At 68.9% G+C, this 25,139-nt stretch carries 24 protein-coding genes and 1 pseudogene; 18 read left to right on the forward strand and 7 right to left on the reverse strand.

Annotated elements, in window-relative coordinates:
• Nucleotides 1–189: 189 nt before the first annotated feature.
• From H4W30_RS08205 to H4W30_RS08215, 3 genes and pseudogenes are all read left to right on the forward strand, one after another.
• Nucleotides 190–867: a response regulator transcription factor gene (locus H4W30_RS08205; protein ID WP_192742213.1), complete on the forward strand. Its 678-nt coding sequence runs from the start codon at nt 190–192 to the stop codon at nt 865–867.
• Nucleotides 860–2,254 carry a sensor histidine kinase gene (locus H4W30_RS08210; protein WP_192742214.1) on the forward strand — a complete coding sequence of 465 codons (1,395 nt, stop codon included), beginning with the start codon at nt 860–862 and terminating at the stop codon, nt 2,252–2,254. Before H4W30_RS08205 ends, H4W30_RS08210 begins: the two co-directional genes overlap by 8 nt.
• Nucleotides 2,255–2,311: 57 nt before the next feature.
• Nucleotides 2,312–3,325, forward strand: a pseudogene (locus H4W30_RS08215) (acyltransferase family protein); the annotation flags it as partial.
• Nucleotides 3,326–3,442: 117 nt separating this feature from the next.
• Here H4W30_RS08215 and H4W30_RS08220 read toward each other — a convergent pair.
• On the reverse strand, nt 3,443–4,891 hold the full coding sequence (locus H4W30_RS08220; RefSeq protein ID WP_192742215.1) for a DHA2 family efflux MFS transporter permease subunit: 1,449 nt from the start codon (nt 4,889–4,891) through the stop codon (nt 3,443–3,445).
• 210 nt (nt 4,892–5,101) lie between these two features.
• Here H4W30_RS08220 and H4W30_RS08225 point away from each other — a divergent pair, with 210 nt between their 5' ends.
• Nucleotides 5,102–5,953: a maleylpyruvate isomerase N-terminal domain-containing protein gene (locus H4W30_RS08225; protein ID WP_318780559.1), complete on the forward strand. Its 852-nt coding sequence runs from the start codon at nt 5,102–5,104 to the stop codon at nt 5,951–5,953.
• A gap of 52 nt (nt 5,954–6,005) precedes the next feature.
• Here H4W30_RS08225 and H4W30_RS08230 read toward each other — a convergent pair whose 3' ends face one another.
• Nucleotides 6,006–6,395, reverse strand: coding sequence for a winged helix-turn-helix transcriptional regulator (locus tag H4W30_RS08230; RefSeq protein WP_192742216.1), 390 nt, complete (start codon nt 6,393–6,395; stop codon nt 6,006–6,008).
• Between the two features lie 94 nt (nt 6,396–6,489).
• Between H4W30_RS08230 and H4W30_RS08235 the strand changes: the two genes are divergently transcribed.
• Complete coding sequence (locus H4W30_RS08235; RefSeq protein ID WP_126735045.1) at nt 6,490–6,897, forward strand: RidA family protein; 408 nt, start codon at nt 6,490–6,492, stop codon at nt 6,895–6,897.
• 4 nt (nt 6,898–6,901) lie between these two features.
• Here H4W30_RS08235 and H4W30_RS08240 read toward each other — a convergent pair whose 3' ends face one another.
• Nucleotides 6,902–7,381: a cupin domain-containing protein gene (locus H4W30_RS08240; RefSeq protein WP_192742491.1), complete on the reverse strand. Its 480-nt coding sequence runs from the start codon at nt 7,379–7,381 to the stop codon at nt 6,902–6,904.
• Nucleotides 7,382–7,700: 319 nt separating this feature from the next.
• On the reverse strand, nt 7,701–8,132 hold the full coding sequence (locus tag H4W30_RS08245) for a VOC family protein (RefSeq protein ID WP_192742217.1): 432 nt from the start codon (nt 8,130–8,132) through the stop codon (nt 7,701–7,703).
• 101 nt (nt 8,133–8,233) lie between these two features.
• Here H4W30_RS08245 and H4W30_RS08250 point away from each other — a divergent pair, with 101 nt between their 5' ends.
• From H4W30_RS08250 to H4W30_RS08305, 12 genes are all read left to right on the forward strand, one after another.
• The gene (locus tag H4W30_RS08250) at nt 8,234–8,890 is read left to right on the forward strand and encodes a GntR family transcriptional regulator (RefSeq protein WP_192742218.1); all 657 of its coding nucleotides are present in this window, start codon (nt 8,234–8,236) and stop codon (nt 8,888–8,890) included.
• Between the two features lie 132 nt (nt 8,891–9,022).
• Nucleotides 9,023–10,336 (forward strand): ABC transporter substrate-binding protein, encoded by a 1,314-nt coding sequence (locus H4W30_RS08255; RefSeq protein WP_192742219.1) that lies wholly within the window; start codon nt 9,023–9,025, stop codon nt 10,334–10,336.
• Entirely contained in the window at nt 10,336–11,292 is a 957-nt protein-coding gene (locus H4W30_RS08260; RefSeq protein WP_192742220.1) for a carbohydrate ABC transporter permease, read from the forward strand. The genes H4W30_RS08255 and H4W30_RS08260 overlap by 1 nt, the downstream gene beginning before the upstream one ends.
• Nucleotides 11,285–12,124 carry a carbohydrate ABC transporter permease gene (locus H4W30_RS08265; RefSeq protein WP_192742221.1) on the forward strand — a complete coding sequence of 280 codons (840 nt, stop codon included), beginning with the start codon at nt 11,285–11,287 and terminating at the stop codon, nt 12,122–12,124. The genes H4W30_RS08260 and H4W30_RS08265 overlap by 8 nt, the downstream gene beginning before the upstream one ends.
• Nucleotides 12,125–12,156: 32 nt before the next feature.
• A complete protein-coding gene (locus H4W30_RS08270) occupies nt 12,157–13,488 on the forward strand; it encodes a GH1 family beta-glucosidase (protein ID WP_192742492.1) in 1,332 nt (443 codons plus the stop codon).
• 161 nt (nt 13,489–13,649) lie between these two features.
• On the forward strand, nt 13,650–15,125 hold the full coding sequence (locus tag H4W30_RS08275) for an amidohydrolase family protein (RefSeq protein WP_192742222.1): 1,476 nt from the start codon (nt 13,650–13,652) through the stop codon (nt 15,123–15,125).
• Nucleotides 15,122–16,264, forward strand: coding sequence for a M20 family metallopeptidase (locus H4W30_RS08280; protein ID WP_192742223.1), 1,143 nt, complete (start codon nt 15,122–15,124; stop codon nt 16,262–16,264). Before H4W30_RS08275 ends, H4W30_RS08280 begins: the two co-directional genes overlap by 4 nt.
• Before the next feature lie 31 nt (nt 16,265–16,295).
• Nucleotides 16,296–17,180, forward strand: coding sequence for a GNAT family N-acetyltransferase (locus H4W30_RS08285; protein WP_192742224.1), 885 nt, complete (start codon nt 16,296–16,298; stop codon nt 17,178–17,180).
• On the forward strand, nt 17,177–18,283 hold the full coding sequence (menC, locus tag H4W30_RS08290) for an o-succinylbenzoate synthase (protein ID WP_192742225.1): 1,107 nt from the start codon (nt 17,177–17,179) through the stop codon (nt 18,281–18,283). Before H4W30_RS08285 ends, menC begins: the two co-directional genes overlap by 4 nt.
• Before the next feature lie 76 nt (nt 18,284–18,359).
• Complete coding sequence (locus H4W30_RS08295; RefSeq protein WP_192742226.1) at nt 18,360–20,030, forward strand: PucR family transcriptional regulator; 1,671 nt, start codon at nt 18,360–18,362, stop codon at nt 20,028–20,030.
• Between the two features lie 141 nt (nt 20,031–20,171).
• Entirely contained in the window at nt 20,172–21,440 is a 1,269-nt protein-coding gene (locus H4W30_RS08300; RefSeq protein ID WP_192742227.1) for an MFS transporter, read from the forward strand.
• Nucleotides 21,441–21,667: 227 nt separating this feature from the next.
• Entirely contained in the window at nt 21,668–22,582 is a 915-nt protein-coding gene (locus tag H4W30_RS08305) for a serine hydrolase (protein ID WP_192742228.1), read from the forward strand.
• Here H4W30_RS08305 and H4W30_RS08310 read toward each other — a convergent pair.
• Entirely contained in the window at nt 22,551–22,745 is a 195-nt protein-coding gene (locus H4W30_RS08310; RefSeq protein ID WP_192742229.1) for a hypothetical protein, read from the reverse strand. The two genes, H4W30_RS08305 and H4W30_RS08310, sit on opposite strands and share 32 nt — an antisense overlap.
• A 109-nt stretch (nt 22,746–22,854) precedes the next feature.
• Here H4W30_RS08310 and H4W30_RS08315 point away from each other — a divergent pair, with 109 nt between their 5' ends.
• Nucleotides 22,855–23,301 (forward strand): VOC family protein, encoded by a 447-nt coding sequence (locus tag H4W30_RS08315; protein WP_192742230.1) that lies wholly within the window; start codon nt 22,855–22,857, stop codon nt 23,299–23,301.
• A 2-nt stretch (nt 23,302–23,303) separates the two neighbouring features.
• On the opposite strand, the gene H4W30_RS08320 is transcribed toward H4W30_RS08315, so the two are convergent.
• Complete coding sequence (locus H4W30_RS08320) at nt 23,304–23,951, reverse strand: response regulator (protein ID WP_192742231.1); 648 nt, start codon at nt 23,949–23,951, stop codon at nt 23,304–23,306.
• Nucleotides 23,939–25,138 carry a sensor histidine kinase gene (locus H4W30_RS08325; protein ID WP_192742232.1) on the reverse strand — a complete coding sequence of 400 codons (1,200 nt, stop codon included), beginning with the start codon at nt 25,136–25,138 and terminating at the stop codon, nt 23,939–23,941. The genes H4W30_RS08320 and H4W30_RS08325 overlap by 13 nt, the downstream gene beginning before the upstream one ends.
• Nucleotide 25,139 lies beyond the last annotated feature (1 nt).

A 25,139-nucleotide genomic window follows, 5' to 3' on the forward strand; every position in this document is an offset into this window, starting at 1 on the left:
TCGAGGACCGTAAAGGGGCTGCCGGGCCGTGACAAGGCCGAGCGATCCGAAATGTGGGATCGCTCCCAGAATACGACCAAAGGATTGAGCCGCCCGGCGGAAGACTCGTCCTGACGGCGGCGAAGCCTTCACCCGGACAGCGGGCGGGCGGTGACCGAATGTGGCCGGGCCGTATGGGATCGTGAGCGGATGAGGATCTTGCTCGTGGAGGACGAGCGACGGCTGGCCGAGTCGCTGCGCGCGGGGCTGAGTGCCGAGGGCTATGCCGTGGACGTCGCGCACAACGGCCGCGACGCGCTTTGGTACGCGGCCGAACATCCGTATTCCGCGATGATCCTCGACATCATGCTGCCGGGGCTGAACGGCTACCGCGTATGCCGGAGGCTGCGCGAACGGGGCGACACCATGCCGATCCTCATGCTGACCGCGAAGGACGGCGAGGACGACGAGATCGAGGCGCTGGACACCGGCGCCGACGACTTCCTCCCGAAGCCGTTCTCCTACGGCGTCCTGCTCTCCCGGCTCCGGGCGCTGATCCGGCGCGGGGGAGCGACCCGGCCGGGCACGCTGCGGCTCGGCGACCTCGAACTCGACCAGGCGAGCCGCGTCTGCCGTCGCGGTACGGCCGAGATCCCGTTGACCACCAAGGAGTTCGCGCTGCTGGCGTATCTGATGAAACGGCAGGGCGAGGTGGTCACCAAGGCCGAACTGCTGGAGAACCTCTGGGATTTCGCCGCGTCGGCGACCGCGAATCTCGTCGAGGTACACGTGAGCGCGCTGCGGCGCAAGATCGATCTGCCGTTCGGGGTCGAGACGATCCGCACGGTGCGCGGCGCCGGCTATCACGTGGTGGGCTCCGGTGCGTGAGTTCCTGCGGACGACCCGCTTCCGGGTCGCGCTGACCTCGTTCGTGACGTCGCTCGTCGCGCTCGGCGTCGTTTCGGCCTGGCTCGTGCTCGACGCCGAGAACCGGCTGGGGGCGGGGGCCGCGCAGGTGGCGAGGGCGCGCGCGGCGGCGATCGTGCAGCTGCTGAACACCGGCGCCGCACCGGCCGATCTGCTCCTGCTCGTCCGGGATTCGGCCTACGAGGTGGTCGACCAGTCCGGCCGGCGCGTCGTCGGATGCCCGGGCCTGCGGCACGGTCTGCTGGTCCAGGCGGACGATTATCAGCGCGGTGATTCCGTGTCGGTTCTCGAGGCGGGTGCGGTCGACGAGTCGATGGCGGGCTCGGTCGGCTGCCGGGGAGTGCTCGGACGTGAGGTCGAGACCACCGAGACACGCGTGCACGTCGCGGCCGAGACGAGCGGCGACAGCAAGTACCGGATCTACGGCGCCGCCGTGGTCGACGAGTCCGGGCAGGCGGCGCTCGACGCGGTGCGCGTGACGCTGCTGGTGGGTGTCCCGGTGATCGCGCTGCTGATCGGGGCGGTCGCGTGGCTCGCCGTACGCCGTTCGCTGCGGCCGGTCGAGGCGATCCGCTCGGAGGTCGCGGAGATCGGCGCGCACGACCTCTCCCGCCGGGTCCCGGCCCCGGACAGCGCCGACGAGATCGCGAAGCTCGCCGAAACGATGAACACGATGCTCGCCCGCCTGGACACGGCGGTCACCCGGCAGAGCCGTTTCACCTCGGACGCGTCGCACGAACTGCGTACCCCGCTGGCCTCCCTGCGGACCCAGCTGGAGGTGTTGCTCGCGCATCCGGACCGGCTGGACTGGCGTGACGCCTGCCGCAACGCGCTCCTCGACATCACCCGGCTGCAGGACCTCGTCGGGGACCTAGTGCTGCTGGGCAAGCTGGACAACGCGGAACCGGAACGGACCACCCCGGTGCGACTGTCCGAAGTGGTCGAATCCTGTCTGTCCGGGCGGCAGGGTGTCCGGGCCGGGATCGACGAGGATCCGATGGTCCTCGGCGACCGCGGCAGGCTGGAGCGGTTGCTGCGCAACCTGGTGGACAACGCGCAACGCCATACCCGCACCGGCGTCGAAGTGCGGGTGTCCACTGTGGACGAGTTCGCCGTGGTCGAGGTGACCGACGACGGGCCGGGCATTCCCGCCGCGGACCGTGAGCGGGTGTTCGATCGCTTCGTGCGTCTCGACGACGGACGTGCGCGTGACGACGGTGGCGCGGGTCTGGGGCTGGCGATCGTCGCCGAGATCGCCCACGCGCACGGCGGCACCGTCGAAGTCGCCGACCACGACGGCGGTGCCCGGCTCGTCGTCCGCCTGCCCTTGGCGAAAGCGCGAAGCTGAAGACGTCTTCAGCTTCCTTAAGCTTCGGTTCAGCGTCCGCGCACGAACCTTCGGGGCATGTTCGCTCCCGCACGCCGCTCGTGGTGGCGCCCCCTCGGACACGCCGACTACCTGGCCTCGTCGTGGTTCCCCGGCCTGACCGGCGTACGCGCGCTCGCCGCCGTGGCCGTCGTGTTCTTCCACTACGGAGGCCCGGTCGTCGACCGCCTCCAGGGCTGGATCGCCGTGCAGTTGTTCTTCGTGCTGTCCGGCTTCCTCATCACGACGCTGGCCCTGCGCGAGGAAGACCGTGACGGCCGGATCTCACTGCGCGGGTTCTACCTTCGCCGGGTCTTCCGGATCATGCCGGTGTACTTCCTGCTCCTGGCGCTGACCACGGTCGCGGTCCTGCTCGGCGGGACGTACCAGAGCAGCAGGCTCGCCGACGCCATGCCGTACTACCTCGTCTTCGGCAACGAACTCGTCGACTTCAACACGCCTTATCCGACGTCGTGGTCGCTGGGCGTGGAGGAGAAGTTCTACCTGGTCTGGCCCGCCCTGCTGGTGCTGACTTCGTTCGCGCGAAGCGGGAAGACGGCGCTGCGCCTGCTGCTGGGCGCCTCGGCCGTCTTGGGTGTCGCGCTGTTCGCGCTGCCGCTGGCGCCCTCGCACACGTGGGCGAGCCTTTCGGTGCACTACTGCTCGCTGGTCATCGGCTGCCTGCTGGCGATGACGCTCCACCATCCGCGCGGGTTCGCCCTCGTCCGGCCGCTGACCAGCCCGGCCGTCGCCACGGCGATCGGCTGCGGGTTCGTCGTGCTGCAGTTCTCCGTCGGCCCGCTGTCGAAGGCGCTCGGCGGGCACTGGCAGTCCGTGGTGCCGGTCTACGCGGCGGGCTCGGCGCTGCTGCTCGTGGCCGTCGTGTCGCCGGGCCCGGTCCGGACGCTGCTCTCGAGCAGGCCGCTGACCTTCGTCGGAGACCGTTCGTACGCGCTCTACCTCGCCCAGACCGGCGCGGCCGGGGTCACGGGCTGGCTGCTGCCCAGCGGGCTCGCCAAGGCCGCCGCGACCACCGGTGTCGCGTTGGTGTTCGCCTGCGCGCTGCGCCGCTGGGTCGAACAGCCCGCCATCGCCTACGGCCGGAAGGTGATCGGACGACGCGCGCCCGCCGTTCCTCCGGCGGAGGCGACGGCGGGCGCGAGGCGAACGTCAGTGGTGCGCGGCCACCGCACCGGTGCCGGCGCTCTTCTTGACGAAGAGCGACCCGACGAACGCGGCCAGACCGACGCAACCGGCGACCATGAACGTCGTGCGGATACCGCCCGCGTCGGGGCTGACCGCCCCGGCCGTGGTCGTGCTGGCCGTGGCCACCGCGATGAACATGGCGGTGCCGAGCGCGCCGGCGAGCTGCTGAAGGGTGGCGAGGATCGCGCTGCCGTGTGAATAGAGGTGTTCGGGCAGCGAACCGAGGGATTCGGTCATCAGCGGCGTCATCATGAGGCCGAGCCCGCCCATCAGCAGGACGTGGATGGCGATGACGGCGATCAGCGGTGATTCCGCGCCGAGCAGGGCGAACAGCCACAGCGAGATCGCCATCGCGGCCGCACCGGGGATCACCAAGGGCCGCGGGCCGAAGCGGTCGTACAACGCGCCGACCGGTCGGCCCAGCAGGCCGAGGACCAGCCCGCCGGGCAGCACCGCGAGCCCGCTGACGAACGTGGTGGTGTGCAGGACGGTCTGCAGGTACAGCGGGAGCAGGATCGCCGCGGCGCCGAGCAGGCACATGAACAGCAGGGCCGTCAGCACCAGGGAGACGACGAAACTGCGGTGGGTGAACGGACGCAGATCCAGCAGCGCGCGGTCTTCCTTCTGGAGGCGCAGCTGGCGCCAGGTGAACACCACGAGCGCCACGACACCGACGGCGATCGGCGCCCACGGCGGCACGGGCTGATGCCCGCCCGCGGATTCGCCGGACACCGACAGGCCGTACAGCACGCCACCGAAACCGAGCGCGGACAGGACCACCGACAGCACGTCGAGCGGCACCTTGCGGGTGTCGCTGTCCAGCCGCAGCTGCAGCATGCCGACCACCAGGGCGGCGAGCGAGAGCGGCAGCACGATCCAGAACATCCAGCGCCAGCCGAGCGAGGAGAGCACGGCGCCGCCGATGGTCGGGCCGATCGCCGGGGCGACCGCGATGACGATGGTGATCGTGCCCATCGTGGCGCCGCGCTTCTCGACCGGGACCAGGCGCATCACCGTGGTCATCAGCAGCGGCAGCATCACCGCCGTCCCGCAGGCCTGGATGACGCGGCCGGTCAGCAGCAGGGCGAAGCCAGGGGCGAGCGCGCTGACCAGGGTGCCGGTGCTGAACAGGGTGAGCGAGGCGAGGAACACCTGGCGCGGGGTGAACCGCTCGAGCAGGAACCCGGTGGTCGGGATGACGACCGCCATGGTGAGCAGGAAGCCGCTGGTCAACCACTGGACGGTGGTGGTCGGGACCTGGAGGTCGACGGTCAGGTCACGCAGCGCGACGCTCAGGATGGTCTCGTTGAGGATCATCACGAACGCGGAAAGGACCAGGACCCCGATCAGGAGGCCGGCTTTCGCCGGTGCCCTTTGCTGGTCATGGGCGGTTTCGGGCAGGGTCTCGGTCATCAGTGAAGGGCTCCTGGAAGGGCGCGGGTCCGCGTTGGGCCGCCTTCGGGCACAGCGAAGGCGAGGCTGAGTCTTTCGTTCAGTCTGCCCGTGCCGGTCGGGGTGTGTCACGTGAATTTCCGTAGTGAGTACGGTCACTGCGCTTTCGGGCAGCGGCGGACCGCACGTGAGCGGAACGGTTTTCCGGTGGCGGCACGATAAAATCGGGAGGTGACCAGAGCGATCACGGCGGATCGGTGGCAGTCGGTGCGGCGAGCCTATCGGGTGACGGGCGCGCGATTCGCGGAACTGGTCGCCCGCGTTCCGGATCCGCACGCGATGGTCACCGCGGACTGGACGGTGGCCGAAACCGTCGCCCACGTCGCGATGATCGCGAAGATGTACACCTCCCTGGTGCGGCCGGAAAGCGCGTCGATTTTGGACGACCGCGGACAGAACCAGGTCGAGAAGACCACTGTGGACACCGTTTCCGTGCTGAACACCTTGGTGTTACGTGATTTTCGCGAACGCGACACCGAGGTGCTCGTCGCCGGACTGCTCGCGGACATCGAGGAAGTACTGCGGGTGACCGAGGACGCGGACCCCGGCACCCCGCTCGACTGGCTCGGGAGCTCGAAGGTGCCGCTGGCCGGTGTCCTCGCGCATCTGGTCAACGAACTGCAGATCCACGGCTGGGACATCGCCAAGGCGCTGAAGCTGCCATGGACGATCGACCCGGCTGACGCGGCGTTGTTCTTCGATCTCTTCCTGGTGGGTGTGCTGAGCCACGATGTCGGGCACCTTCTCGACACCGACGAACCACCGCGGGATCGGCGGATCGCCGTGGCGTTCCGGTCGGCGTACACGTCCCCGGTCGTGCTGGTGCTGCAGCGGGGACGGGCGACGGCCGAGGAGCCCGGCGGGCCGGTCGACGTGCGGATCTCCTTCGACCCGCCGACGCTGAACCTGATGTTGTTCCACCGGGTCGGCAAGGTGCGTTCCGCGCTGACGCGCAAGATCGTCGTCAGCGGTCCGCGACCGTGGCTGTTGCCCGCCTTCCTGCGAGTCGTGCGTTTGCCGTAGTGCCGCTCGTGTCGTCCGGCCGATCACGTGACATCGCCGGTTCGGGACCTCGTCAACTGATGACGGGCGCGTCGAACCGCCGTCGCGAGTCTTCGATGTGGCCGAGGAACCGATGGGTCCAGTCGCACATCCCGTCGACCGTCGCGCGCAGGCCGTGCCCCGCCTCGGTGAGGGTGTAGTCGACGCGCGGTGGCACCGTCGGGTGCACCGTCCGCTCGATCAGGCCGTTGCGCTCCAGCATGCGCAGGTTCTGGGTGAGCATCTTGTGGCTGATGCCCTCGATCTCGTTCCGCAGTTCGGTGAACCGCCGGGTGTGGTCACCGATCGTCTCGATGATCAGGAGCGCCCACTTGTTGGCGACGTCGGAGAAGATCTCCCGCGCCAGCGAATCCGCCCGCATCACATCGGCGTCGTCCGAGCCGTTGAGCTGCTTGGTCACCATGAGGTTCCCCAGTCACGAAAAAGTGCGTTCTTCCAGGTCGCCGCACACTCTCCTACAGTTCCTGGGTAACCACAAGTGACTAAGAGGAGTACGGATGAGCATCACCCTGGTGAATCCCGCGGGACTGCCGGAGATCCCCGCCTACCGGCAGGTTTCGATCGCGACCGGGTCGAAGCTGGTCTTCGTCGCGGGGCAGGTCTCCTGGGACGCCGACGGCGCCCTTGTCGGCGAGGGCGACCTCGCCGCGCAGGTCGAACAGTGCTACCTCAACATCGGCACCGCGCTCGCCGAGGCCGGCGCCACGTTCGACGACGTCGCGAAGATGACCGTCTACGTCGTCGACTGGACGCCGGACAAACTCGCGCTGTTCCTCGAAGGCGTGGACCGGGCCGCCGCCAAGCTGGGCGGCACCCCGGTCCCGCCGGGAACACTGATCGGGGTCGCGGCCCTCGACGTGCCCGAGCACCTCGTCGAGGTCGAGGCGACCGCGGTCGTCGACTGAGCGTTCACCGGCCGCGCGCGGCGCGCCAGACCGGGCTGTCGACGTAGTGGTTGTCGTACTGCTTCGAGGACGCCGCGATCTCCGCCGGGTCGGCTTCACCGCGCGCGACCCGGTCGAGGAGCCGGTAGTAGTCGAAACGGGCCATGCCCGGCGTGAAGGTGACCAGGACGTCGGCGTCCGATCCGGCGGCGGGGCCGAACGCGTGCGGCACCTTGGGCGGCACCGCGAGGAAGTCGCCCTTCTCCAGCGTGTGCAGGGTTTCCTCGACGAGGACCTGGAGTTTCCCTTCGAGCACGAAGAAGAATTCGGTCGCCCGGGTGTGGAAGTGGGCCGGGGTACCGAAGACGCCGTCCTTCAGGGTCGCGCGGTTCGCGGTGAAGCCCCCGTCGGTGGTTTCCGAGTCGGCCAGCAGCGTGATTTCGCTGCCCGGCGCGTCGCTGACGATCTCGGCGTCGGCGGCTCGGAGCAGGATGGGGTCGAACATGGCGGCGTCTCCTTGGTCCTTCGTGATCAGCGGGCTCGCTGACAGGACCAGCTTCTCGCCGCGGCTGCCCTTGATCAACGCGGAAAACCACACCGATCGATAATTCGGAGGTTATCGATTGCGTGCCCGCCTTAATGTGCTGGGAAGGTGTGAAGGTCGAGTTTCCTCGGCTGAGCCGAGGGAAGGGGGCCTTCACGCGCGGCCGCTGTGGCTGTTGTGGTCGCTGGTGTACCTGGGCCGAGAGTGGCGACCCTGGCGGGTAGTGAAGGCCTCCTTCACTACCCGCCAGGGTAGGCAAGGAGGCCTTCACGGACCGCGGTCAGGCGGCGAAGACCTGCGAATCGTCGGCGAAGGCCTTGAACTCCAGCGCGTTGCCCGCGGGGTCCAGAAGGAACATCGTCCACTGTTCCCCGGTCTGGCCCTCGAAACGGACGTAAGGCTCGATGACGAACGAGGTGTCCACCGCCCGCAGCCGGTCCGCGAGCTTCCGGAACTCCGGCACGGTGAGGATCAACCCGAAGTGGGGCACGGGAACGTCGTGTCCGTCCACGGGGTTGTGGATCCTCTGCGGCCGCTCCGGCGCGAGGTGAGTGACGAACTGGTGGCCGTGGAGGTTCCAGTCGATCCACGTGTCGGAGCTGCGGCCCTGTTCGAGGCCGAGGACCTCGCCGTAGAAGGTGCGTGCGGCGGCGAGGTCGTCGACGGGCATGGCGAGGTGGAAGCGGGGGATGGGGGAGTCGAGGACGGTCATATCCGGGGCATCCTTTCCAGCGTGACGGCGGTTGTCGCAATGTTAACATTAGGACAAGAGCGGGCTCGCTAGTATCGGGCGTTCCGGTCGGAAGGATGAGGATGAGCGAACCCGGCAGGGTGGTGCCGGCACGTCGTCGCGGGCTGGCGGACGAGGTCGCCGACAGGGTCAGGGACGCCATCTTCGGCGGCGCCTATCCGCCCGGCGCGCAGCTGCGCGAGGTCGAGCTTTCGGAGGCGCTCGGCGTCAGCCGCGGTCCGGTGCGCGAAGCGTTGCTGAAACTGGAGCGCGAGGGCCTGGTCCGCAGCGAATGGCACCGCGGCGCGATCGTCACGGCCCTGTCCGATGTGGACGTCGCGGAACTCGACAGCCTGCGGTCGGCGCTGGAACAGCTCGCCGTCCGGCTCGTGGTCGCGAACGCGCCGGACGCGGACCTGGCCGCGATCGACGAGGTCGTCGACCGGATGGACCGGGCGCGCGACGAGCACGAGATGGTCCGCTGTGACATCGACTTCCACGACGCGGTCTATGCGGCGTCCGGTCATCGGCGGCTCGTCGAGGCGTGGCAGGCGATCCGGTCGCAGGTGCACCTGTTCCTGCTGACCCGGATCGGCGTGAGCTCCGACGGCTACCTCGCGAGCATCCCGGCCGAACATCGCCGGCTGGCGGTCGCTCTTCGTGCTCGTGACGGCGAGAAGGCGCTCGAACTGTTCGCCGTCCATCGCGGCGAGGCCTTCGCCGTGCTGACGAGGGAGTGAACGAGCCGGACGAATTGGCGTTCAAGGTCTTGACGGCAAGGTTGGCCAAGGCTTAACTCAAGCCCTGAAATAAGACGTGTCCCGGGTCACAGGCTCCGGGCGCGGCTTGGCCACTCACCCCGAGGACCATCGATGCGAATCGGAAAGATCGCTCCCGCGCTCGTCCTGGCGCTGGCGGCCGCCGCCACGACGGCGTGCGGCGGCGGCGACACGTCGTCCAGTGCCCCCAAGGAGCTCGTGTACTGGGCGTCCAACCAGGGCACCAGTCTCGACAACGACAAGGCCGTCCTGCAGCCCGAACTCGACAAGTTCGAGAAGGCCTCCGGGATCAAGGTCAAGCTCGAGGTCGTCCCGTGGACGGATCTGCTCAACCGGATCCTCGCGGCCACCACCTCCGGCAAGGGGCCGGACGTGCTCAACATCGGCAACACGTGGTCCGCCTCGTTGCAGGCGACCGGGGCGTTCCTGCCGTTCGACGACACCGCGCTGGAGAAGGTCGGCGGCAAATCGCGCTTCCTTGGCCCGTCGCTGGCGGCCACCGGGGCCAGCGGGCAGCCGCCGGTCGGCGTACCGCTCTACGGCCAGGCGTACGGCCTTTACTACAACAAGAAACTCTTCGCGGAGGCCGGCATCACCAAGCCGCCCGCCACCTGGGAGGAACTCGTCGAGGACGGCAAAAAGCTCACCAAACCCGACAAGGGCCAGTGGGGGCTCTCGTTGCAGGCCGGTCAGGTCACCGAGAACAGCCACCACGCGGCGATCCTCGGCGCCCAGCACGGTGCGCAGTTCTTCACGCCGGAAGGCAAGCCGCAGCTGGCTTCGGATCCGTCGGTCGCGGCCGTGCAGCAGTTCGTCGACCTGATGCAGAAGGACAAGATCGTCGACCCGGCCAACGCCGAGTACGCCGACACCGCCAAATCCCTCAAGGACCTGTCGGACGGCAAGGCCGCGATGTTCATGAACCAGGCCTCCGCGGGGTCGTTCAAGAACATCGGGATGGACATGGCGAACCTCGGCGTCGCGCCGATCCCGCTGCCCGCCGCCATGCCGCCGAACGGCCGGAAGGTGACCAGCTTCGTCGCGGGTATCAACATGGCGGTCTTCAAGAACACCAAGAACCCCGACGCCGCACTGGACTTCGTGAAATTCATGGTCTCGGCGCCGGAGCAGGCGTTGCTCAACAAGACCTACGGATCGCTACCGACCGTCCAGGACGCCTATGGCGACGCGGCGTTCCAGACCGAGGACGTCAAGGTGTTCCAGAACGTGCTCGCGAATTCGGCCGAGCCGATGCCGCAGGTTCCTCAGGAGTCGCAGTTCGAGACCCTGATCGGCACCGCGATGAAGGCGATGTTCGCCGACGTCGCCGCGGGCAAGCCGGTCGACGGAGCCAAGATCCGTGACCAGCTGAACCAGGCGGACCAGCAGATCGCGGCCGGTAGTTGATGCCGACCGCTCTCGACGACGCCCCGGCCGTGAGGGCGGCCGGGGTGCCCCGGCCGCGGCGTGTCCGGCGCAAACGGCGGATGGTCGCGCTGCCGTATCTGCTCCTGCTGCCCGCGATCCTGCTCGAACTGCTCGTCCACCTGATCCCGATGATCGCCGGGCTCGTGATGAGCTTCTTCAAGCTGACGCAGTTCTACATCCGGGACTTCTCGTCCGCCCCGGCCGCGGGCCTGGACAACTACAAGTTCGTCCTCGACTTCAACTCCGCTGCGGGGAAGTCGCTGCTCGGCTCGTTCTGGATCACCATCCTGTACACCGTGCTCTCGGTGGGGTTCTGCTGGCTCTTCGGAACGTCGGTCGCCGTGCTGATGCAGAAGAACTTCCGGGGACGCGGCCTGCTCAGGACCCTGTTCCTGGTGCCGTACGCGCTGCCGATGTACGCCGCCGTGATCACCTGGTCCTTCATGTTCCAGAAGGACACCGGCCTGGTGAACGATCTGCTGGGCACCGATTCCTTCTGGCTCATCGGGGACAACAGCTTCTGGTCGCTGGTGGTGGTCTCGGTCTGGCGGAACTGGCCGTTCGCGTTCCTCATCGTGATGGCCGGGCTGCAGAACATCCCCGGCGAACTGTACGAAGCGGCGGCCATCGACGGCGCGGGCTGGTGGCGCCAGTTCCAGGCGATCACCCAGCCGATGCTGCGGCCGGTCAACCAAGTGCTGCTGCTGGTGCTGTTCCTGTGGACCTTCAACGATTTCAACACGCCGTATGTCCTTTTCGGAGCGTCCGCGCCGAGGGAGGCGTCGTTGATCTCGATCCACATCTACCAGAGTTCCTTCGTGACCTGGAACTTCGGCCTCGGCTCGGCGATGTCGGTGCTGTTGCTGCTGTTCCTGTTGATCGTCAGCACCGTCTACTTGGGACTGACCGCGCGGAGGAGGAACGCCGTTGTCTGAGCCCCGCTGGGTCCCGTGGGCCCGCCGATTCGTCCTCGGCTTCCTAGCCCTGTTCACCCTCATTCCGCTGTACGCGATGGTTTCGTCGTCGCTGAAGCCGCTCGGGGATGTGCAGGGCGCCTGGGAATGGGTGCCGACGACGCTGACCATCCAGCCGTTCTTCGACATCTGGGAGACCATCCCGCTCGCCGAATACTTCGTGAACAGCCTGGTCATCTCCGGCTCGGCCGCGATCCTCTCGGTGGTGATCGCGATCTTCGCGGCCTACGCCTTGAGCCGCTTCCGGTTCCGGGGCAAGAACTTCTTCAAGATGACCGTGCTGTCCACGCAGATGTTCCCCGGCATCCTGTTCCTGCTGCCGTTGTTCCTCATCTTCGTCAACATCGGCAACACCACCGGCATCGTCCTGTACGGCTCGCGGCTCGGGCTGATCATCACCTACCTGACCTTCTCGCTGCCGTTCGCGATCTGGATGCTGGCCGGCTACATCGACTCGATCCCCAAGGAACTCGACGAGGCCGCGATGGTCGACGGCACGGGGCCACTCGGCGCTCTGATCAGGGTGGTCATCCCCGCGGCCATGCCGGGCATCGTCGCGGTCGGGATCTACTCGTTCATGACGGCCTGGGGCGAGGTGCTGTTCGCGTCGGTGATGACCGATTCGGGCACGCGGACCCTCGCGGTCGGTCTCCAGGAGTACTCCACCCAGGTCCAGGTGTACTGGAACCAGGTCATGGCCGCGTCCCTGCTCGTCTCCGTCCCGGTCGTCGCCGGATTCCTGCTGCTCCAGCGTTATCTCGTCGCCGGGCTCACCGCCGGTGCCGTGAAATGACCCGCCCGTCGCTCCGTACCGAGAGGTCCGCCTTGAATCTGCACCTGCCCGCCGATTTCCTGTGGGGTGCGGCCACCGCCGCGTACCAGGTCGAAGGCGCCGTCGACGCCGACGGCCGCCTCCCGTCCATCTGGGACGACTTCGTCCGGGTCCCGGGTGCCGTCCTGAACGGCGACACCGCCGACGTCGCGTGTGATCACTACCGGCGCTGGCCGGAGGATCTCGCCATCATGAAGAAGCTGGGCCTCGACGCCTATCGTTTCTCGGTCGCGTGGCCGCGGGTGATCCCGACCGGGCGCGGCGCCGTCAACGCGGCGGGTCTCGACTTCTACGACCGGCTGGTCGACGCGCTGCTCGAAGCCGGGATCCGGCCGTTCGCCACGCTGTTCCACTGGGACCTGCCTTCCGCGCTGGAGGGCGGTTGGCCCGAGCGTGACACGGCGTACGCCTACGCGGACTACGCCGCCGTCGTGGCGGCCCGGCTGGGCGACCGCGTGAAGGATTGGAACACGGTCAACGAACCGCTGTGCTCGGCCTGGCTCGGCTATCTCGAAGGCCGTTTCGCCCCCGGCGTCAAGGATCTCAAGCAGGCCGTCCACGCGTCGCACCATCTCCTGCTCGCGCACGGCCTCGGCGTGCAGGCGATCACCGCGAACGCCGTCCAGCCGGCGAACATCGGCCTCGTGGTCAATCTCAGCGGGATCGAGCCGGCGTCGGACTCCGCCGCGGACGTCGAGGCGGCGGAGCGGATGGACGGGCACGTCAACCGCTGGTGGCTCGACCCGTCGAACGGCCGCGGCTATCCCGCGGACATGATCGAGGTCTACGGCGTCGAACCACCCGTGGTCGGTGACGACCTGGAGGTGATCTCGGCACCGGTCGGCTTCCACGGGTTGAACTACTACTTCCGGCAGATCGTCGAGGACGACCCGGGCGGTCCGGTCCCGCGTGCCCGGCAGGTGCCGGTCGAGGGCGCGGCCACCACCGCGATGGGCTGGGAGATCCACGGGCAGGGGCTGGCGGACCTGATCCATCGGCTGGCCGACGAGTACGGGGCCCGCGCGATCTACGTCACCGAGAGCGGGGCCGCCTTCGACGACAAGGTCGCCGAGGACGGATCGATCCACGACGCGGACCGCATCGCCTACCTGGAGGAACATCTGGGAGCGGTGGCGGGCGCCGCCGAAGCGGGGGCTCCGGTGAAGGGCTACTTCGCCTGGTCGCTGCTCGACAACTTCGAATGGGACAGCGGGCTGAGCAAACGGTTCGGGCTCGTGCGGGTCGACTACGACACGCAGGTCCGCACGGTCAAGGCGAGTGGGCGCCGGTACGCGGAGATCATCGCGGAGCACCGGAACCGCTGAGGGCTCGTGAGTGGTGAGGACGGTTAGAACCGTCCTCACCACTCACGAGGGTTCGTGCGGGCGGATGGATCGAGGGGTCCGGATTCGTCGCGCGGTACGAACGGACGCCCGCCGAAACCTCCTAGGGTCGCCATGAACGAGGCGATCCTAGGAGGCGAAGCATGCGGACACTCTTGCGTGGCGGTCGTGTCATCGATCCGGCGACGGGGTTCGACGGCACGGCCGACGTGCTGGTATCCGACGGGGTGGTCACCGCCGTCGGCGAGGGGCTGACCGCGGAGCCGGGTGACGTGGAGATCGACGTCGCCGGGCTGGTCGTCGGCCCGGGTTTCATCGACCTGCACAGCCACGTGCACACCATCGCCGGCCAGCGGCTCCAGGCGATGGACGGGGTGACCACGGCGCTCGACCTCGAAGCCGGGTTGATGCCGATCGAGCGTGCCTATGCCGAGGCGGCCGCGGCGGGACGCCCGCTGCACTACGGTTTTTCCGCGTCCTGGGGCGCCGCGCGGGCGCAGGTGCTCGCCGGGATCGAGCCGGACGCGAATATCGACAGCGGCCTCGCCGTGCTCGGGAACCCGGTGTGGCAACGGTCTTCGTCGCCGACGGAGCTCGCCGCCTGGCTGTCCCTTGTGGACGGTGAACTGGCCGCGGGCGCGCTCGGCGTCGGCGTGCTGCTCGGCTACGCGCCCGACACCGACCCCGGTGAGTTCCTCGCGCTGGCCCGGCTGGCGAAGGAGGCCGGTGCGCCGACATACACCCACGTCCGTGAACTGGTCGAGGTGAACCCGGCGACACCGATCGACGGTTCGGCCGAGATCGCGATCGTCGCGGCCGAGACCGGTGCCGCGATGCACCACTGTCACGTGAACAGCACGTCCGGCCACCAGATCGAGCGGGTGCTCGCGGCGCTCGAAACGGGACGGGCGGCCGGGTCGCGGGTGACCGTCGAGGCCTATCCGTACGGGGCGGGCAGCACGGGGATCGGCGCGGCCTTCCTTTCGCCCGAGCGGTTGAAGATGAAGGGGCTGTCCCCGTCCAGCGTCATCATGCTGGAGTCGGGGGAGCGCATCGCCGACGAAGGCCGCTTGCTCCAGGTGCGTGCCGAGGATCCCGGCGCGCCGTGCATCCTGGAGTTCCTCGACGAGAGCAGCCCGCACGACCTCGGCCTGCTGCACCAGGCGCTCGCGTTCCCGGACGCCATCGTCGCCAGCGACGCGCTGCCCGTGTACTGGAAGAACGGCACCAGCGAGAGCACCGAATGGCCGCTCCCGCCCGGCGGCGCGACACATCCGCGCACCGCCGGCACGTACGCCAAGACGTTGCGTCTCATGGTGCGTGAGAGCAAGGCCTGGACCTGGCTGGAGGCGTTCCGGCGCTGCTCCTACCTGCCGGCGCGGGTGCTCGACGAGGTCGCCCCCGGGGCGCTGGCCAAGGGGCGGCTCAACGTCGGTGCCGACGCGGACATCGTCGTGATCGACCCGCACGCGATCACCGACGCGGCCACCTACTTCGACCCGACCAGGCCCTCCGTCGGCGTCCGGCACCTGTTCGTCTCGGGTGTCCCGGTCGTCACCGACGGGAATCTGCGCACGGACGCCTTCCCCGGCAAACCGCTGCGGGGTGAGCCGCGATGAGCGACCTGCTCGCGGACATCGAGACGCTCGTCCGCTGCGAATCACCGTCGTCGGACCACGAAGCGGTGGCCCGCAGCGCCGGAGTGGTGGCAGGCCTCGGCCGGAGGCTGCTCGGCGTGGATCCGGAGAGGATCGTCGTCGACGGCGTCACCCATCTGCGCTGGAGCTTCGGCGCCGGACCGCCGCGTGTCCTGCTGCTCGGTCACCATGACACGGTGTGGCCGCACGGTTCTCTGGAGACCCATCCGTTCTCCGTGCGGGACGGAGTGTTGCGTGGACCCGGATGCTTCGACATGAAGGCGGGAGTCGTGATGGCGTTGCATGCCGCCGCGACCGTGCCCGATCGTGACGGACTGTCCATTCTGGTCACCGGTGACGAGGAGATCGGCTCGCCGTCCTCCCGCGCGCTGATCGAGGAGAGCGCCGCGGGGTGCGACGCCGCCTTCGTGCTGGAGGCCTCGGCGGACGGCGGCGCGCTGAAGTGCCGCCGTAAGGGCGTTTCCCACTACCGGGTGGAGGTGACCGGCCGCGCCGCGCACGCCGGGCTCGAACCGGAGAAGGGCGTCAACGCGGGAATCGAGATCTCCCACCAGATCCTCGCGGTGGCCGCGCTCGCCGATCCCGGTGCAGGGACCAGTGTGACCCCCACCGTCGTCTCGGCGGGAACGACGGTCAACACCGTTCCCGCTGCCGCACGTGTGGCTGTGGACGTCCGTGTCTGGAACGAGGCGGAACAACTCCGTGTCGACCGGGCCATGCGGGAACTTCGCCCGGTCTTGGCGGACGCCGAGGTCCGGGTGACCGGCGGGATCAACCGCCCGCCGCTCGAAGAAGGCTCGTCGGCGGCATTGTTCGCCCTGGCGCAGGAGCTGGCGGAGGAGCTCGGTCTCGGAGAACTGAGTTCCGCGTCGGTCGGCGGTGCTTCGGACGGCAACTACACCGCCGGGATGGGCGTCCCGACCCTGGACGGCCTTGGCGCCGTCGGTGGCGGGGCGCACGCGGATCACGAACACGTCGTCGTGGCGGAACTGCCGCGCCGGACCGCTTTGCTGGCCGCGCTCGTGGAGAACGTCCTCGCGAAGCGGGGTCCGTCCGGCGCGACGAATCCCGCGGGCGAATCTGGTCGGGCACGACGGTGACTCGGCCGACGCACCGGGAAAGGATTGCCCCGTGACGAATCTCGCTACGAACGCGGACAGCCCGGCACCGGCGGTGGTGCGTGACGAGGCTGTCGCCGCCGCGCGGGCCGCGGCCGTGGCTTCGGGCGTCGAAATCCGCGAACTGACCGAAATCGCCGATCTTGCCGCGGTGGTCGGCCTGTTCGAGTCGATCTGGCGGTCCGGGCCGGGCGGCAGACCGGTGAGCACGGAACTGCTGCGCGCGATGTCCACGGCCGGGAACTACGTCGCGGGCGCGTTCGCGAACGGTGAACTGCTGGGCGCCTGTTTCGGTTTCTTCGGGAGCCCCGGAAAGGCGAGCCTGCACAGCCATATCGCCGGTGTCGCCAAGGCGGGCGCGGGCCGCGGGATCGGGCACGCGCTCAAACTGCACCAGCGCGGGTGGGCACTGCTGCAGGACGTCTCGGTGATCACCTGGACGTTCGACCCGCTGGTGCGGCGCAACGCCTACTTCAACCTCGGCAAACTCGGCGCGCGCCCGATCGGCTACCTGCGCGACTTCTACGGTCCGATGGAGGACGACATCAACGGTTCGGGCGATACCGACCGGCTGATGGTCGGCTGGAACCTCCGGAGCCCGGAGGTCCGCGCCGCCGCCTTCGGCGAGCCGGTCCTGATCGACGCGGAAGCGCTGGGCGCGGCGAAGGCGCTCACGGTCGGCCCCGACGGCGGCCCGAGCATCGGATCCACCGCCGGGCCGACCGTCCTCGTCGCGGTCCCGCCCGACATCGAACGGTTGCGCCGCACCGATCCCGGTCGCGGCAACGCGTGGCGCGTCGCCCTACGCGAAGTCCTCGGCGGACTGATGGCGGACAACGCCCGGGTCGCCGGTTTCGATCGTGCCGGCTGGTACGTGATCTCCAAGGAGCAGTCGTGAAACTCAGCGGTGTGGAACTGCGCCGGGTCCGGATGCCGCTCGTGGCCCCGTTCCGGACGTCGTTCGGGACCCAGTCCGAACGGGAACTGCTGCTCGTCCGCGCGGTGACCCCGGCGGGCGAGGGCTGGGGCGAATGCGTGGCGATGGAGGCGCCGCTCTACTCGTCGGAGTACAACGACGCCGCCGAGCACGTGCTGCGGAACCACCTGATCCCGGCCCTGCTGGCCGCCGAGGACGTGACCGCGCACAAGGTGACGCCGTCGCTGGCGAAGTTCAAGGGCCACCGGATGGCGAAGGGCGCGTTGGAGATGGCGGTCCTCGACGCCGAACTCCGCGCGCACGAACGGTCCTTCGCGGCCGAGCTGGGGTCCACCCGGGACTCCGTGGCCTGCGGGGTCTCGGTCGGCATCATGGACTCGATCCCGCATCTGCTCGACGTCGTCGGCGGCTACCTCGACGAGGGCTACGTCCGGATCAAGCTCAAGATCGAACCCGGCTGGGACGTCGAGCCGGTCCGCCGGGTGCGTGAGCGCTTCGGCGACGACGTGCTGCTCCAGGTCGACGCGAACACCGCATACACCCTGGGCGACGCGCCCCTGCTGTCCCGGCTCGACCCGTTCGACCTCCTGCTGATCGAGCAGCCGCTCGAAGAGGAGGACGTGCTCGGCCACGCCGAACTGGCCAAGCGGATCCGGACACCGATCTGCCTCGACGAGTCGATCGTCTCGGCCAAGGCCGCCGCGGACGCGATCAAGCTCGGCGCCTGCCAGATCGTCAACATCAAACCGGGCCGGGTCGGCGGGTACCTCGAAGCCCGCCGGGTGCACGACGTCTGCGCGGCGCACGGCGTCGCGGTGTGGTGCGGCGGGATGATCGAGACCGGCCTCGGCCGGGCGGCCAACGTCGCGCTGGCCTCGCTGCCCGGATTCACACTGCCGGGTGACACCTCGGCGTCCGGCCGGTTCTACCGCACCGACATCACCGAACCGTTCGTGCTCGACGCCGGGCACCTGCCGGTACCGACCGGACCGGGACTCGGCGTGACTCCGATTCCCGATCTTCTGGACGAGGTCACCACGGAGAAAGCGTGGATCGGTTCGTAGCGGGCTACGAAATCCGGGGCTAGATTTGGTCGGATCGGACCAGTCGGTTCGGTGAGGCCGGGTTTAACTTCGGGGGGTGCTGACACCGGTGCCCAGCAAGCCGCACACGAGCTTGGGACGCGTCCTCGAGGACCTCGGGGACGTGCTCCTGGAGCCGGTCGTGGTCGGCCGGACCACCCGCAAGCAGCTCGGCGGGGTGGTCATCCACGATCCGCACGACGAATCCGAAATCCCTGGCGGGGCCGTCGTGCTCGGCGTCGGGGTGCGGGACCGGGACGAGGTCGTCCGCCTCTTGCACGACGTGGGTGCGCGAGGAGCGGCGGCGCTCGTCGTCCGGTCTCCCGTCACCCCGGCGCCGGAACTCCGGCGGGCCGCGGAGTCGTCCGGCGTCGCCCTGCTCGGGCTCGCGCGCGGCGCTTCCTGGGCGCAGCTCGCCGCCATGTTGAGGACGTTGCTCGCCGAAGAGGACGTCGGCGAGGTCTCGCCGCAGACCCTCGGCGGAATGCCTTCGGGTGATCTGTTCGCGCTGGCCAACGCGATCGCCGCGCTCATCGACGCGCCGGTGACCATCGAGGATCGCAACAACCGGATTCTCGCGTTCTCCGGACGCCAGGACGAGGCGGACCCGTCCCGGGTGGAAACCATCCTCGGCAGGCAGGTGCCGGAGCGGTTCGCCCGCGGCCTCGAACAGGACGGCGTCTTCGAGAAGCTGTACCGGGACCACGCGCCCGTGTACGTCGATCCGCAGCGGTACGACGACAACGCCATCGCGCTTCCCCGCGTGGCGCTCGCCGTCCGCGCCGGCGACGAGGTGCTCGGCTCGATCTGGGCGGCGGTCAGGGAACCGCTCAGCGCGGAGCGCACCCAGGCGTTGATCGACGCCGCCAAGCTCGTCGCGTTGCACCTGCTCCGGTTGCGCGCGGGCGCCGACGTCGAACGGCGGTTGCGCGCGGATCTGGTGAGCACGGCACTCGAAGGAGGCTCCGGCGCGCCGGAGGCCATCGCCCGGCTCGGATTGCTCGGCCAGCCGTCGATCGTGCTCGCGATGGGCCTGCTCGGTGCGCCCGACCCCGAGGACGACCTCCGGCTGGTCGCGGATCGCCAGCGGGTCGCCGACGCGCTGGCCATGCACCTGAGCGCCGTCCAGCCGCGTTCGGCCGTGGCCCTGGTCGGCGACGTCGCCTACGGCATCCTGCCGATGCCCGGCGGTCAGACCGACTGCCAGGAGCGTTCGGTGCGGGTCGCGTCGACCTTCCTGGAGCGCACGGGCCGCCGGGCGGCGGCCGCGATCGGCATCGGACCGCTCGCACTCGACGCGTCCGGACTCCACGCCTCCCGCGACGGGGCGGACCGGGCGTTGCGCGTGCTGCTCACCAACGGCGGCGCCAAACGCGTCGCGACCGCCGAAGACGTCCACGTCGACGCGCTCATGCTGGAGCTGGCCGACCTCGCCACGGCCAGGGGAGACGTCGCGACCGGACCGGTCGCGCGGTTGCTCGCCTACGACGCCCAGCACCAGTCACAACTGGTGCACACCCTTCGGTGCTGGCTCGACGCCTTCGGTGACATCGGGGCCGCGTCCGCGTCGGCCTACGTCCATCCGAACACCTTCCGCTACCGGCTGCGGCGCCTCGCCGAAGTCGGCGAGATCGACCTCGACGACGCGGGGGAGCGGTTCGCCGCGATGCTGCAATTGCGGCTGCTGCCCCGTGACGCGCGGACCGGGCCGCCGGGCGCCGAAGACTGACCTTGGTCTCCTGTCCCGAAAGGACGGCCGATGTTCGTGTGATCGGACGAACTCCGCCCGGCGACCGCGTTTCAGAATGAGTGATCGGCGCCACGCTCGCGCCGTTCTTCCTTTCTCTCCCGAAGATCCCGCGGAGGCGCCATGACGGCAGTGGTCGACGAGGACACCTGGACAGCACGGCGGATCAACCGGACGGCGCTCATCACGATGGTGGTGATGGTGTGCGCGTGGGCGGTCGACTACATCGACCGGTTCTCGATCGGGATGGCGCTGCCGATGATCGGCGCCGAATTCGAGCTCAGCAAGACCGAACAGGGCTGGCTCGTCACCGTGTTCGCGCTGGTGTACATGGTCTGCCAGATCCCGGCGGGTTTCCTCGCCGACCGATACGGCTCACGCGGGCCGATGCTGGTGACGCTGCTGCTCTGGTCGGCGTTCACCGCGATGACCGGGATGGCGGGCACCTTCGGCATGCTGCTCGTCGTCCGTGGCCTTTTCGGTGTATGCCAAGGACTTTTCCCGGCGGCGTCGTTCAAGGCGATCGCCGAACGGACCACCCCCGGCAATCGCGCGACGGTGACCGGCGTGATGCTGTCCGCGGGCGGTATCGGCGCCGGCCTGGCGCCGCTGATCGTCGGCCCGCTGCTGATGGCGGTCGGCTGGCGGCACACGTTCTTCTGGATGGCAGGCGTCGGCGCGCTCATCGGCGTGGCCGTGTGGACGATCCTGCCGAAGGCACTGCCCGAAAGGCTGAGCAGCCTTCCGCGCGACGAGGTCAAAACCCCCGAGGTGTCCCGGAAACAGGTGCTGAAGTCGCCGGTGATCTGGAAGTTCACCCTGCTGTTCTGCGTCACCAACATGCTCAACTACGGGATGATCACCTGGGTGCCCAGCTACCTGCTGGAGTCGAGGGGACTGTCGCTGAGCCAGACCGGGATCCTGGCCGCGATCCCGATGCTGGTCAGCATCGGTACGACCATTCTCGGCGGCTGGCTGTTCGACCGGTACTTCCACGATCACGGCCGCTGGTACCTCGGCTCGATCTCGCTGGTGACCGTGGTCCTGCTGACGTTGATGGTGAACGCGGACAGCACCGCGGAGTTCACCCTCTACGAGACGCTCGCCCTCGCGGTGTTCGGTATGGCGACGATGGCCGTTTTCGGCCTGCCGCTACGAGTGCTGCCCACCGCGGTGACCGGGATCGGTATGGGAGTGATGAACTTCGGCGGCCAGGTGGCGGGCGCTGTCGCCCCGGTCGCGATGGGGTGGCTCGCCGACACCTTCTCCTACACCGCCGCGTTCGGATTCCTCATCGGTACCACGTTCCTCACCGCCGTGATGGCGTTCTGGGTGCCGCAGAACCCGGGGCAGTTCTCTTTCGCGCCAGCCAAAACCAGCTCGGCCGCGTGAGTGTTCGGTAGTTCGGCGCGTGTCGCGAAAGCCACTTTCGGGACGCCTGATGTCCCGAAAGTGGCTTTCGCGACACGGCGTGCTCACGACCACCTGGGCCCTATGCCCACCTGCCACGTGAGCCACCGGAAGACGTTGCGAAAGCCACTTTCGCAACCTTCAACGTTGCGAAAGTGGCTTTCGCATCACCGCCCCGGCCCACCTCGCCTCGACCAGACAGGAGTCCCATGCCCACCGAGTCCGAAGTAATCGAAACGATCACCGAACGAGCGGAGGAGGCCGGCGTCCGCGTCCGGTTGCACGCGGCCGAAATCGACGGCACCCGGCGGATCGGCGTCGACGAGCACGCCCCGGTCGTCACGGCGTCGGTCTTCAAGGTCCCGATCGCGCTGGAGCTGGCGAAGCAGGGCGCCGAGGGCGGGCTCGACCTCGGCGAGCAAATCACCGTCCCACCCGGACACCCCACGCCGAGCCCGTACGGCCTCGCCACCTTCCGGCACGAGATCTCGATGTCCTGGTACGACCTCGCGATCCTGATGATCGGGATCAGCGACAACGTCGCCACCGACCTGATCCTCGACCGCGTCGGGAAGGCCGCGACGGAGAAAACGTTGCGCGGCCTCGGTTTCGAGCACACCACCGTGTCACAGGATTGCGGGGAGGTACTCCGCGGTATCGGCGAAGACCTCGGGATCTCCTACGAGGACGACGAAAGACTGCTGACCGAACTCCCGATGGAGCGCATCGCGTCGTTGCACGCGCTCCGGCCGGAGCACACCTGTGCCACGACGGCCGAGGAGATCACCAGGTTGCTCGGGATGATCTGGCGTGACGAGGCCGCGTCGCCGTCCGCGTGCGCGGACGTCCGGCGCTGGATGGAACTCCAGGTGTGGCCGCACCGGCTCCGGTCCGGGTTCCCGGACGACGGGATCCGCGTCAGCGGCAAGACCGGGACACTTCCGTCGGTGCGCAACGAGGTCGGCGTGGTCGAGTATCCCGACGGCGGCCGTTACGCGGTCGGAGTCTTCACCGACGCCGTCGACGCACGGTCCCGGGTGCCGGAGCGGGACGCGTTCATCGGGTTCGCCGCGGCGCGGGCCGTCGAATGGCTCAGGCTTTCCGGCGAGCCAGATGGCGAATGATCAGCAGCACGATGCACACGATCGCGATGGCACCGGCGATCATGCGGAAGGTGTAGTCCATCCCGGCGAACTGGCCGATCGCGTTGGTGGCCGCGCTGACGAGGAGGACGAGCCAGAGGGAAGCGGTGACCAGTGCGCCGCTGGACTTTTCGGTGTCGTTCATGAGAAAGACGCTACGGTCGGGCGGCGCGGGCGAACAGGGGAGTGACCCCCGTCGCGAGGTGGTGCTGGCGCTACCTTCGCGACCGCGCCGAGCGAGAAGGAGGCCCAGCGTGGCGATCCAGCGGATGGACAACGTGCTCATCGTCGTCGAAGACCTTGACGCGGTCATCGCGTTCTTCGTCGAACTGGGAATGGAACTGGAGGGCAAGGGACCACTCGATTGGCCCGGAGCGGAACGGGTGGTCGGGCTCGAGGACGTCCGCCAGGACATCGCGATGCTGCGGGTCCCGGACGGCCCCGGCCGGATCGAGCTGGCGAAGTTCCATCGGCCGAAGGCCATCACGCCCGAACCGAAGGACGCTCCGGCGAACACGCTGGGGATCCGCCGTGTCATGTTCGCCGTGGACGACATCGATGACGTCGTCGCCCGCCTGCGTGGCCATGGCGCGGAACTCGTGGGGGCGGTGGAACGGTACGAGGACATCTATCGGCTCTGCTACGTCCGAGGTCCCGAGGGGATCGTCGTCGGGCTGGCGGAAGAACTCGGAGGCTCGTGAGTTCAGCCCTTGCCGCCCAAGTAGGCCAGCACCGCCAGCACCCGCCGGTGCCCGCTGTCCTCCGGCAGCCCGAGTTTCGCGAAGATGTTCCGGATGTGCTTGTGCACCGCGCCGTCGCTCACCACGAGCAGTTCGGCGATGGTCGTGTTGTTGTAGCCCTCCGCCATCAGCCCGAGCACCTCGCGCTCCCGCGCGGTCAGCCCTTCGAGCGGGTCGGTCGCCCGGCGGTGCGCCATCAGCTGGGTGATGACCTCGGGGTCCATGGCCGTCCCGCCCTTGACGACGCGGTCCAGCGCGTCGAGGAACTTCTCCACCTTCCCGACCCGCTCCTTGAGCAGATACCCGACGGCGCCCTTGCCGTCGGCGAGGAGCTCCGCCGCGTAGCCGGTTTCGACGTGCGCGGACAGCACGAGCACGGGCAGCCCGGGGTACATCTTCCGCGCTTTGACGGCGGCCCGGAGGCCTTCGTCGGTGTGGGTCGGCGGCAGCCGGACATCGGTGATGACCGCGTCGGGGCGGTCCTTGGTGACCAGTTCGAGGAACTGGTCCACGTCGTCCACCGCCGCGGCGACGTCGATGCCCGAGGTGTTCAGCAGCATCACCAGGCCTTCGCGCAGCAGCGCGTCGTCCTCGACGATCACGACCCGCATGGCAACTCCACTTTCACTACGGTCGGCCCACCGGATGGGCTGGACAGTTTCAAGGTCCCGTCGAACGCCTCGGCCCGTTTGCGGATCCCGGACAGGCCACTGCCCGCGGCTTCGTCCGCGCCGCCGTGGCCGTCGTCGCGGATCTCGATGAGCAGGGTGTCGGCGGTGCCGTCGAGGGTGATCCAGGCGTGTTCGGCGCCGGAATGTTTGGTGATGTTGGCCAGCATCTCGGCGACCACGAAGTAGGCGGCCGCTTCGACGGCGGCGGGACGGCGGCTGCGGCTGCGCACGTCCACGCTGCACGGCACCGGGCAGCGATCGGCCAGCGCGGTGACGGCGCCGTCGAGGCCGCGGTCGGACAGCAACGGCGGGTGGATGCTGCGCACGACGGTCCGGAGTTCGGCCAGCGCGCCGGTCGCGGTGTCCTGCGCCTTGCCGAGCAGCTCCCTGGCCCGCTGAGGGTCCTTGTCGAACAGCGAATCGGCGATCCCCAGCTGCAGGACCACCGCGGCGATCCTCGCCTGCGTCCCGTCGTGCAGGTCTCGTTCGAGGCGGCGGAGTTCGGCGCCGTGCGCCTCCAGCGCGGCGGCACGCGACGCGGCCAGTTCGACGACGCGGTCGGTCAGCACTACACCCGGCGCGGGCGCGAGCAACCTGCGCGCGACGGCGGCCTGCCATCGGGCCACGCGGGGGTACAGGAAGATCAGCGCGACCATGCCGACACCGGTGACCAGGCTGAGGGCGGCCATCGGCCACGACGTCACCATGAAGCCGAGCGAGCTTTCCACCCCGCCGGGCACCATCGGCCAGATGAACGCCGTGACGATCTGCCGGAGCCCGCCGAGCGGCAGCGCGATGGCGAAGATGCCGACGACGAAACCGGTGGCGCCGTGGAAGAGGAGCCAGCCCAGGTCGCGGCGCGACGCCGGATCGGTCACCGGGTTGCCGGACCGGTACGGCTCGGGGATCGGTTCACCCAGCAGGCGGGCGGCCCGGCGGCGTTCGAAGCCGACCGGACGGCGGATCAGCTGGAGCGCGATCGGCAACGCCGGGATCCCGACGCCGAACGGGCACATCAGCAGCACGAAGAGCATGCCGACGAGGACGAACCAGGCGACCATGGACGAGACCGCGCCGACCGCCAGGTACCGGATCGCGGACCAACAGGACTGGAGCCGCGTGATCACG

Source organism: Amycolatopsis roodepoortensis (assembly GCF_014873915.1).
Classification (GTDB): Bacteria; Actinomycetota; Actinomycetes; order Mycobacteriales; family Pseudonocardiaceae; genus Amycolatopsis; species Amycolatopsis roodepoortensis.

Coding starts and splice junctions, on each gene's coding strand:
- H4W30_RS08205 (WP_192742213.1), top strand. CDS start 190: ATGAGGATCTTGCTCGTGGAGGACGAGCGACGGCTGGCCGAGTCGCTG.
- H4W30_RS08220 (WP_192742215.1), bottom strand. CDS start 4,891: ATGACCGAGACCCTGCCCGAAACCGCCCATGACCAGCAAAGGGCACCG.
- H4W30_RS08230 (WP_192742216.1), bottom strand. CDS start 6,395: ATGGTGACCAAGCAGCTCAACGGCTCGGACGACGCCGATGTGATGCGG.
- H4W30_RS08235 (WP_126735045.1), top strand. CDS start 6,490: ATGAGCATCACCCTGGTGAATCCCGCGGGACTGCCGGAGATCCCCGCC.
- H4W30_RS08240 (WP_192742491.1), bottom strand. CDS start 7,381: ATGTTCGACCCCATCCTGCTCCGAGCCGCCGACGCCGAGATCGTCAGC.
- H4W30_RS08245 (WP_192742217.1), bottom strand. CDS start 8,132: ATGACCGTCCTCGACTCCCCCATCCCCCGCTTCCACCTCGCCATGCCC.
- H4W30_RS08250 (WP_192742218.1), top strand. CDS start 8,234: ATGAGCGAACCCGGCAGGGTGGTGCCGGCACGTCGTCGCGGGCTGGCG.
- H4W30_RS08255 (WP_192742219.1), top strand. CDS start 9,023: ATGCGAATCGGAAAGATCGCTCCCGCGCTCGTCCTGGCGCTGGCGGCC.
- H4W30_RS08260 (WP_192742220.1), top strand. CDS start 10,336: ATGCCGACCGCTCTCGACGACGCCCCGGCCGTGAGGGCGGCCGGGGTG.
- H4W30_RS08275 (WP_192742222.1), top strand. CDS start 13,650: ATGCGGACACTCTTGCGTGGCGGTCGTGTCATCGATCCGGCGACGGGG.
- H4W30_RS08280 (WP_192742223.1), top strand. CDS start 15,122: ATGAGCGACCTGCTCGCGGACATCGAGACGCTCGTCCGCTGCGAATCA.
- H4W30_RS08300 (WP_192742227.1), top strand. CDS start 20,172: ATGACGGCAGTGGTCGACGAGGACACCTGGACAGCACGGCGGATCAAC.
- H4W30_RS08305 (WP_192742228.1), top strand. CDS start 21,668: ATGCCCACCGAGTCCGAAGTAATCGAAACGATCACCGAACGAGCGGAG.
- H4W30_RS08310 (WP_192742229.1), bottom strand. CDS start 22,745: ATGAACGACACCGAAAAGTCCAGCGGCGCACTGGTCACCGCTTCCCTC.
- H4W30_RS08320 (WP_192742231.1), bottom strand. CDS start 23,951: ATGCGGGTCGTGATCGTCGAGGACGACGCGCTGCTGCGCGAAGGCCTG.